Here is a 798-nt window from a genome sequence, read left to right on the forward strand (position 1 = left end):
ATTTGATCAAGCCAATATTCCTGTTATCCAAAATCGTCATGCTCGTATTGAGACCAGCGTTCAAAGTATCAAACAAGCGTTAACAGAGCAGCTTAGCGAGCCTGTATTATGGTCAAAGACCATGCAAGAGCTGGCAGACAAACAAATAAATATATTAATTGAGTGCGGTAGTGGTAACGTGCTAAGTAATTTGGCCAAGCGTCAAACGCAGCCAATTGCAAGTTATCCAATAGACAAGCCTGCTCGTATGGAAAAACTGATGGAGGTGTTATCATGAGTCGAACGATTGTATTAGTTAGTGGAGCAAGTCGCGGTATTGGTAAAGCAGTTGCTAAACGTTTTGCGAAAGAAGGACATTTTGTTATTGGCACAGCGACTACAGAAAAAGGTGCTGCTCTTATCGATGATTATTTGCATGATTCCGGTGGTATTGGTCGGGTTCTAGATGTCCGTGATGGCACACAAATCGATAAATTGTTTGAAGAGATCGAAAGTGTGTATGGCGCTGTACAGGTATTAGTAAATAACGCAGGTATTACTCAAGATGGTTTGCTAATGCGTATGAAAGACGAAGATTGGGACAGTGTGATTGATACCAATTTAACGTCAGTTTATCGTATGAGTAAACGTGCAGTGCGCGGTATGATGAAAGCTCGTCGTGGGCGTATTATTAATATCAGTTCAGTGGTTGCAAAGATGGGTAATGCTGGACAATCCAATTATGCGGCGACTAAAGCGGGCGTAGAGGGCTTTAGCCGTACTTTGGCGCGTGAGATTGGCTCTCGTCAAGTAACGATC

General features: G+C 42.7%; 1 protein-coding gene and 1 pseudogene. Both read left to right on the forward strand.

Features of this window, described 5'->3' with window-relative positions; genetic code table 11:
• A pseudogene (locus ACS8FD_RS19190) lies at positions 1–277 on the forward strand (ACP S-malonyltransferase); the annotation flags it as partial.
• Positions 274–798 (forward strand): SDR family NAD(P)-dependent oxidoreductase (locus ACS8FD_RS19195; RefSeq protein WP_439277032.1); only part of this gene is annotated, 525 nt, incomplete at its 3' end. The pseudogene ACS8FD_RS19190 and the gene ACS8FD_RS19195, both read left to right, overlap by 4 nt.

Source organism: Psychrobacter sp. 1U2 (assembly GCF_051847575.1).